The sequence below is a fragment of the Falsiroseomonas oryzae genome (genome assembly GCF_027856955.1).
Lineage (GTDB): Bacteria > Pseudomonadota > Alphaproteobacteria > Acetobacterales > Acetobacteraceae > Falsiroseomonas > Falsiroseomonas oryzae.
In genome coordinates, this window is the sequence record NZ_JAPSMD010000243.1 from 1 (window position 1) to 8217 (window position 8217).

Annotated in this window: 8 protein-coding genes and 1 pseudogene; 2 read left to right on the forward strand and 7 right to left on the reverse strand. The window is 70.7% G+C overall.

The window, feature by feature from the left end:
- The 4 genes from OZN99_RS20055 to OZN99_RS20070 all read right to left on the reverse strand — a co-directional run.
- The coding region (locus OZN99_RS20055; protein WP_270937029.1) for an adenylate/guanylate cyclase domain-containing protein at window positions 1–945 on the reverse strand (945 nt) is incomplete at its 3' end.
- A gap of 119 nt (window positions 946–1064) precedes the next feature.
- Window positions 1065–2561: a tripartite tricarboxylate transporter permease gene (locus tag OZN99_RS20060; protein WP_270937030.1), complete on the reverse strand. Its 1497-nt coding sequence runs from the start codon at window positions 2559–2561 to the stop codon at window positions 1065–1067.
- Between the two features lie 4 nt (window positions 2562–2565).
- Window positions 2566–3030 carry a tripartite tricarboxylate transporter TctB family protein gene (locus OZN99_RS20065; protein WP_270937031.1) on the reverse strand — a complete coding sequence of 155 codons (465 nt, stop codon included), beginning with the start codon at window positions 3028–3030 and terminating at the stop codon, window positions 2566–2568.
- Between the two features lie 15 nt (window positions 3031–3045).
- Window positions 3046–4017 carry a tripartite tricarboxylate transporter substrate binding protein gene (locus OZN99_RS20070; RefSeq protein WP_270937032.1) on the reverse strand — a complete coding sequence of 324 codons (972 nt, stop codon included), beginning with the start codon at window positions 4015–4017 and terminating at the stop codon, window positions 3046–3048.
- Window positions 4018–4190: 173 nt separating this feature from the next.
- Here OZN99_RS20070 and OZN99_RS20075 point away from each other — a divergent pair, with 173 nt between their 5' ends.
- Window positions 4191–4634: a MaoC/PaaZ C-terminal domain-containing protein gene (locus tag OZN99_RS20075; RefSeq protein WP_270937033.1), complete on the forward strand. Its 444-nt coding sequence runs from the start codon at window positions 4191–4193 to the stop codon at window positions 4632–4634.
- A 7-nt stretch (window positions 4635–4641) separates the two neighbouring features.
- Here the strand turns inward: OZN99_RS20075 and OZN99_RS20080 are convergent, their stop codons facing one another.
- From OZN99_RS20080 to wrbA, 3 genes are all read right to left on the reverse strand, one after another.
- The gene (locus tag OZN99_RS20080) at window positions 4642–4884 is read right to left on the reverse strand and encodes a hypothetical protein (protein ID WP_270937034.1); all 243 of its coding nucleotides are present in this window, start codon (window positions 4882–4884) and stop codon (window positions 4642–4644) included.
- 154 nt (window positions 4885–5038) lie between these two features.
- A complete protein-coding gene (fusA, locus tag OZN99_RS20085) occupies window positions 5039–7120 on the reverse strand; it encodes an elongation factor G (protein WP_270937035.1) in 2082 nt (693 codons plus the stop codon).
- Between the two features lie 215 nt (window positions 7121–7335).
- Window positions 7336–7890: an NAD(P)H:quinone oxidoreductase gene (gene wrbA, locus OZN99_RS20090; protein ID WP_270937036.1), complete on the reverse strand. Its 555-nt coding sequence runs from the start codon at window positions 7888–7890 to the stop codon at window positions 7336–7338.
- Between the two features lie 117 nt (window positions 7891–8007).
- Between wrbA and OZN99_RS20095 the strand changes: the two are divergent.
- Window positions 8008–8217: pseudogene (locus OZN99_RS20095) on the forward strand (hypothetical protein); the annotation flags it as partial.

Genomic DNA, 8217 nt, shown 5'->3' on the forward strand with positions numbered 1-8217 from the left:
GACGGCCCCTGGCACGGCCTCGGCGAGCGAGGCGGCCAGGCGGGACTTGCCGATGCCCGCTTCGCCATGCAGCAGCAGGGCGCCGCCCTGTCCGCCCCGCGCCTGGGCCAGCGCCGCATCCAGCACCGCGCGCTCCGCCTCGCGTCCGACGAGGCCGGCCGAGACGGTCGAGGCGGCGGCAGCGAAGCGCGTGACGCCGCGCGCCGCCCCCAGCACCTGCCAGGCCTCCTCCTCGGCATCGAAGCCCTTGTGGCGCATCGGGCCGAGCGAGCGCAGCTCGAACTGCGCGCCCAGCAGCCGGCGCGTGGCGTGGGAGACCACGACCCCGCCGGGGGGCGCCGCGGCCTGCAGCCGCGCGGCGAAGGCGGGTGTGGCGCCCGCCGCCGAATCCTGTGCCGCCGCGCCCTCCGCGATCACGTTGCCGACCACGGTCAGGCCCGTGGCGATGCCGACGCGCGCCGCGAGCGGCGGCCCCTCCACCGGCAGCGTCGGCACGACGCGCACCATCTCGAGCGCCGCGCGGACGGCGCGCGCCGCCGCATCCTCCTGCGCCGTGGGATAGCCGAAATAGCCCATCACGCCGTCACCGAGATACTGCGCGACGAACCCGCCCTCGGCCGCGATCGCTCGTGCGCAGGCGTCGAGATAGGGCTGCATCATCGCGCGCAGGTCCTCGGGGTCGAGGCGCGCCGCATAGGTCGAGAAGCCGACCATGTCGCAGAACAGGACCGTCAGGTTGCGCCGCTCCACCGTCATCGGGGCGGGCTGGCGCCGACGCTCCTCGAGCGCATTCAGCAGGCGCCGCCGCGGGCCGAGCGGGAGGCCGAGCGAGGCGAGATCGGCATCCGTCAGCAGCGCCAGCGCGTCGAGGTCGATCTCCTCGGCCTCGAAGATGGAAAGATGGCGTTCGAGACCGAGGCCTTCGAGGAATGCGCGCAGTGCCATGCTTCCTCTCGACGTTCCTGCCCGGAGGGTCCCCCACTCCGACCGGCCGGGGCGAGGTTAAACTCGCGCAACAGTTCCATCAAGATGTTCGTAACTATTCGCTGGACCCTGGTGCGCCGCTACCCTGCCGCGCGCCGCCCCGGGATCCTGCCCAGGAGCCAGGCGATGAGCGGCCAGGACGCCGCGCCGAGCGTCAGCGCCGCGAGCACCGAGGCGACGGGGCGCTCGAAGAAGGGCAGCACGCTGTTGTCGCTCTTGATGAGCGAGGTGACGAAGGTCTGCTCCAGCATCGAGCCCATGACGATGCCGAGGACCATCGCCGCGACCGGGTAGCCGTTGCGCTCCATCACGAAGCCGAGGCAGCCGAACACGGCCACCAGCAGCACGGAGAACAGGTTGGCGCCGGTGGCGAAGGCGCCGACCGCGCAGAGCAGCACGATCACAGGCATCACCGCCGCGCGCGGCGCGCGCAGGATGTGGCTGGCCAGCCGGATCATCACGATGCCCAGCGGGATCATGATGATATTGGCCAGGATGAAGATGATGTAGAGCGCGTACATGCTGCTCGCGCGTTCGGTGAACAGCGTCGGGCCGGGGTTCAGCCCCTTCATGTACAGCACGCCGATGGCGATGGCGGTGATGGTGTCGCCGGGGATGCCGAAGAGCAGCGACGGCACCCAGCCGGAGGCGAGCGAGGCGTTGTTGGAGGCGCCGGCCTCCACGAGCCCCTCGGGATGGCCGGTGCCGAACTTCTCGCGCTCCTTCGAGAAGCGCTTGGCCATGGAGTAGCTGATCCAGGCCGCCATGTCGGCGCCGGCGCCGGGCAGCACGCCGATGATGATGCCGACGATGTTGCCGCGCCACATCGGCCACTGGTACTTCTTCGTCAGCTGCCACTGCCCGGCGAGGATGGAGCCGAACTGTCGCTTCGGGATCGGCGGGGGCGGCGGCGTCAGCATGGCGCGCATCACCTCACTGACCGCGAAGACGCCGACCAGCGCGGGAATCACCTCGATCCCGCCGAGCAGGTCGGTGAGGCCGAAGGTGAAGCGCGGCGTGCCGGCCGGGTTCTCGATGCCGATGCAGGCGACCAGCAGGCCCAGCAGCATCGAGGCGATGGCCTTCACCGGGGAGGAGCGCGCGACGAGCGTCGCGCACATCAGGCCGAGCAGCGCCAGCCAGAAATACTCGAAGGAGGAGAAGTTGAGCGCCATCTCCGCCAGCAGCGGCGCCATCAGCACCAGCGACAGCGTGCCGACGATGCCGCCGATGGCGCTGAACCAGAGCCCGGCGCCGAGCGCCATCTCCGCCTGGCCCTTGCGCGTCATGGCATAGGCCTCGTCGGTATAGGCGGCGGAGGCCGGCGTGCCGGGGATGCGCAGCAGCGCCCCCGGGATGTCGCCGGAGAAGATCGCCATCGCGCTGGCGGTGATGATGGTGGCCACCGCGGCGATCGGCGAGAGGTAGAAGGTGAAGGGCACCAGCAGCGCGGTCGCCATGGTGGCCGAGAGGCCGGGCAGCGAGCCGACGACCAGGCCATAGACGGCGGACAGCAGGATCGCCAGCAGCACGTCGGGCTGCGCGACGAGGTTGAAGCCTTCGATCAGGTGGGTCATCGGCTCACCACGGCGCCGCCAGCAGGCCGTCCGGCAGGGGCACGCGCAGCAGCTTGGCGAAGACCGCATGCACGGCAAAGGGCGCGACGAGCGCCAGCGGCAGCGCCAGGCGCCAGCCCGCGCCCAGCGCCGCGGAGGCCACGCCGACGATGATCGCGGCCGTCGGCAGGAAGCCGAGCGGTTCCACCACGAGCACGTAGAAGACCAGCAGCGCAGGAGGGACCAGGGCGCGCAGCCCGTACCACTGGCCTCGCGGCCCGCCTTCCTCCTCGTCCGGCGCCTCGAAGGCATGGCCGATGCCAAGCGCGATCGCCGCGCCGCACAGCACCAGCCCGCCGCCCACCACCATCGGGAAGACGGCCGGGCCCACATCCTGCCCCGGCACGGCCGGCAGGCGCGAGCCGGAGATCGCGGCCGCGGCGCCCAGCACCACCAGCAGCGCCCCGGAAACCCGATCGGACAGCTTCATCTCGGCCCCTGCCCCTCAATCCACCGTCGCGCCGCTGACCCGGACCGCCTCGCCCCAGATCTCGGCCTCGCGCCGCAGGAAGGCAGCGAAGCGGTCCGGGCCCAGGCCGACCGCCGTGCTGCCATCGGCCGTGGCCCGGGCACGGAAGGCGGCATCGGCCAGCGCGTCCTGCACGGCGGCGTCCACCCGAAGGATCACGGCGGGCGGCGTGCCTGCCGGCGCCATCACGGCGAACCAGGAGACCAGGTCGAAGCCGGGCAGCGTCTCCGCGATGGGCGGGACGTTCGGCAGGGCGTGGTTGCGCGCGGCGGAGGTGACGCCGAGCGCCTTGAGCCGGCCGGCCCGCACCAGTTCCGTCGCGGTGGCAAGGGTGGGGAAGCCCAGCTGCACCTGCCCGCTCATCACGTTGTTCACGATGTCGGGCGCGCCGCGGAAGGGCACGTGTGTCGCCTGCACGCCGGCGCGTGCCTTGAACATCTCGGCCGCCAGATGCGCGCCGGAGCCGTTGCCGCCAGAGGCATAGTTCTGGTCCGGCCGCGCGCGCAGCGAGGCGATCAGCGCGGCCAGGCTGTCCGGCCCGCCCGGCGGGACGATCAGCAGGTGCGGCATGGCGAAGGCGACGGTGATCGGCGCGAAGTCGCGGAAGGCGTCGAAGCCAAGGCTGCGCCGCGTGAGCGCGGGGTTGATGATCAGGGAATTCGTGCCGAGCAGCAGCGTGTAGCCGTCCGGCGCGGCGCGGGCCGCGGCCTCGAAGCCGATGTTGCCGCCGGCGCCGCCGCGGTTCTCGACCACGACAGGCTGGCCGAGCGCGGGGGCGATCCGCTCGGCGAGTTGCCGCGCGATGACGTCGGGCGCCGAGCCCGGGATGAAGGGAACCAGCAGCCGCACGGGCCGCGACGGCCAGGCGGCAGCCGCGCTACCCTGGGCGCGCGCCACGGACGCCACGGGCAGCCCCGCCCCGAGGGCCAGCATCGCACGCCGCCGCATCGCGTCCTCCCGCCTTGCGGGGGAAGGCTATCCGCGCGCAGGTCCCGGCGACAAGCCGTCGCCTCGCCTGCAGCGTGATCCACATCGGCGGATCACGCTGCAGGGCTGATGCGCGCGACCGATTCACCGCGTCGGCGATTCCGCCTTCGCGGATCAGGCGCTAGGCTCGGCCGATGACCACGATCCGATCGGCCGACGAGCTTTCCGCCGGCATGGCATTCGACCTCGGCGGCTTCGTGCTGACGCGCGAAGAGGTGCTGGACTTCGCGCGCCGCTTCGACCCGCAGCCCTTCCACCTGGAGGAGGAGGCCGCGCGCGATTCGCTGTTCGGCCGGCTGGTCGCCAGCGGGCTGCACACCTTCTCGGCTGCGGTCGGGCACCTGATCCGCAGCGGCATCTTCGCCCAGGTGAACCTGGGCGCCGGGGGCGCGCAACTGGCCTGGCCGGCGCCTCTCGACCCCGATACGCCGGTCACGATGCGCGTGATCGTGGAGGAGGTGCGGCCGAGCCGCAGCAAGCCCGACATGGCCATCGTGAAGCTGCGCTACGTGGTCGCGCGGCAGGCCGATGATGTGGTGGTGCTGGAGGTGCAGGCGCCGCACTTCATGCGGCGCTGAGGCCGCTTCAGCGGCAGGAGCAGGCGCGCGGCGGGTCGCCGAAATTGTTGCGCGCGAAGGATTGGGCGTCGGACAGGAAGCCGAAGCGCGGGCCCAACTGGCAGAAGCCGGATACGCGGGCGATCTCCATCTGCCGCAGATCGCGGGACTCCACGGCGATACGCCCGTTGTCGCAATAGACCCAGTAATTCGCGTAGGCCGTTGCAGGGGCCAGCAGGGCCAGCGCACCAGCCAGGAAAAGCCGCGACATCGTCCTGATCCCATCGGGGGCGGGAGGATGCTGCCGAAGCATGGCGGCCGGAAAGCGGCGCCTCCGTGGAACGAAAACGGCGCAGGGATCGCTCCCCGCGCCGCGTCCGGTCTCCGTCACATGCCTCCCGCCCTGGGCGGGAGGCGCGTGAGCCTCAGGCGCTCTTCTTCATGATCTCGTCCGCGACGTTGCGCGGCACCGGATCGTAGTGGTGGAACTGCATGGAGAAGCTCGCGCGGCCCTTGGTCATGCCGCGCAGGTTGGAGATGTAGCCGAACATCTCCTTCAGCGGCACATGCGCCCGCACGATCACCGAGGTGCCGGCCATGTCCTGCGACTGGATCACGCCGCGGCGGCGGTTCAGGTCGCCCACGACGTCACCGACATGGTCGGACGGGGTGGTGACCTCCACGTCCATGATCGGCTCGAGGATGACCGGGCTGGCCTTCTTCATGCCCTCGCGGAAGCAGGCCTTGGCGGCGATCTCGAATGCCAGGGCCGACGAGTCGACGTCGTGGTACTTGCCGTCCACCAGGCGGTACTTGAAGTCCACCGTCGGGAAGCCGGCGAGCACGCCCGTGTCGGCCTGCACCTTGATGCCCTTCTCGACCGCCGGGATGTACTCCTTCGGCACCGAGCCGCCGACGACGCCGTTCTCGAAGACGATGCCCTCGTTCCGCTCCAGCGGGGTGAACTCGATCTTCACCTCGGCGTACTGGCCCGAGCCACCCGACTGCTTCTTGTGGGTATAGGTCTCGGTGTGCGGCTTGGTGATCGTCTCGCGGTAGGCGACCTGCGGGGCGCCGATGTTGGCGTCCACGCCGTATTCGCGCTTCAGACGATCGATGATGATCTCCAAGTGCAGCTCGCCCATGCCGGAGAGGATGGTCTGCCCGCTCTCCTGGTCGGTGCGCAGGCGCAGCGAGGGGTCCTCGCCGGCCAGCTTCTGCAGGCCGAGCGTCATCTTCTCGACGCCCTCCTTGGTCTTCGGCTCGACGGAGATGTCGATGACCGGGACCGGGAAGGCCATGCGCTCGAGCACGACGGGGTCGTCGTTCGAGGCCAGCGTATCGCCCGTGCCGGTGTCCTTCAGGCCGACGAAGGCCGCGATGTCACCGGCGAAGACCTCCTTGATCTCCTCGCGCTTGTCGGCGTGCATCTGGAAGATGCGGCCGATGCGCTCGCGGTGGCCCTTGGTGGTGTTCTGCACCATGTCGCCCTGGCGCAGCACGCCGCGATAGACGCGCACGAAGGTCAGGTTGCCGTACTTGTCGTTGATGATCTTGAACGCCAGGCCGGCGAAGGGCGCGTTCTCGTCGGCCGGGATGACGCGCCGGTCGGCGGTCTCGTCCTGGCCTTCCTCGGGCGCCACCTTGATGCCGGGGATGTCCACCGGGGAGGGCAGGTAGTCGAGCACGGCGTCGAGCAGCGGCTGCACGCCCTTGTTCTTGAAGGCGGTGCCGCACAGCACCGGCCGGAACTCGCCGGAGATCGTGCCCTTCTTGATGCAGCGCTTCAGCGTCTCGACCGAGACGTCGCCCTTCTCGAAGTATTCCTCCATCGCGGCCTCATCCACGCCCACGACGGTGTCGAGCAGCTTGGCGCGGAACTCGACGGCCTTGTCCTTCAGGTCGTCCGGGATCGGCGCGTCCTCGTACTGGGCGCCGAGCTCGTCGCCCTTCCACACGATCGCCTTCATCTCGATCAGGTCGACGACGCCCTTGAAGGTGTCCTCGATGCCGATCGGCAGCTGCAGCGTCACCCAGTTGATGCCGAGCTTCTCGGTCAGCGTTGCAGCGGCGCGGTAGAAGTCGGCGCCGGTGCGGTCGAGCTTGTTGATGAAGATGATGCGCGGGACGTTGTAGCGGTCCGCGAGGCGCCAGTTGGTCTCGGACTGCGGCTGCACGCCGGCCACGCCCTCGATGATGAAGATGGCGCCGTCCAGCACGCGCAGCGAACGGTTCACCTCGATGTTGAAGTCGATGTGGCCGGGCGTGTCGATGATGTTGATCCGGTGGTCCTTCCACACGGCGGTCACGGCCGCGGAGGTGATGGTGATCCCCCGCTCGCGCTCCTGCTCCATGTAGTCGGTCGTGGTGTTGCCGTCGTGCACCTCGCCGATCTTATGGGACTTGCCGGTGTAGTAGAGGATCCGCTCGGTCGTGGTGGTCTTGCCGGCGTCGATATGCGCCGTGATGCCGATGTTGCGGATACGCTCGAGCGGGGTGCGCGCCACGATGGGCCTCCATGGACGAAAGCGGACGTCCCCGCAGGCCCTTGGCTTGAACCAAGCCGCCCGAGGTGTCCGCCCGATAGTGCCGAATCAGCTATGTGCGGCGCGGAGATGCCCTCTCCGACGCGCTTTTGCAAGCGGTTCCGCGCGCAGGCGGGCCCGGCGCGGCCGCATGGCCACACTGTGCCCGGCGCAGGACGCGCCGGACCGGGCAGCTCCTACCTCGCCAGCCGGGCCGCGATCCGCGCCACATGGCCGCCCTGGTAGCGGGCGCCAGCCACCGTCGTGGCGCCGCAGGGGCTCATCCCCGCGATCTCCTCCGGCCGCACCTCGCCGGGCTGCGGATAGGGCAGGCCGACCACCACCATGCCGTGGTGCAGCAGCAGCGTGTGCAGCGCCAGCAGCGTCACCTCCAGCCCGCCATGCTTGGTGGCAGCCGAGGTGAAGGCGCCGCCCACCTTGCCCACCAATGCGCCGCGGCTCCAGATCGCGCCGGTCTGGTCCCAGAAATGCGCCATCTGCGTGGCCATGCGGCCGTAGCGCGTCGGCGTGCCGACGACGATCGCGTCGTACTCCGGCAGTTCCGAGGGATCGGCCACGGGGGCGCTGCCCGGCTTCACGCCCATCGCCTGCATCTGCTCTGCGGAGAGCAGCTCCGGCACGCGCTTCACCGCGACCTCCGCGCCCTCGGCGCGGGCGCCCTCGGCCATCGCCTCGGCCATGCGCTCCAGATTGCCGTAGGTGGAGTGGTAGAGCACCAGGATGCGCGGCATGGATCCCTCCGGAAGCCTGAACCCGATAGCCCGCCGGGCCACCGGCGTCACCCTTCGTTACCCCGCGGCACATCCCGCCTGGCGAAAGCCGGCCGCCGCCATGCTACCCTGCGGCGCATGACGATCCGCCGTCACGTCGCCCCGATCCGCTTCGGCTACGGCCTGCGGCTGGGCGAGGAACCGCCCGCCGACCCCGTCGCCTGGCTCGAGGGCCAGCTCGCCGCCGAGACCCCGCTGCCGCCCGGCGCCTCCGCGCGCGAAGCCATGCAGGCGCGCGCCCAGATGCTCGGCCAGCGCGCGCAGAGCGGCCAGGCCGCGCTGGAGGCC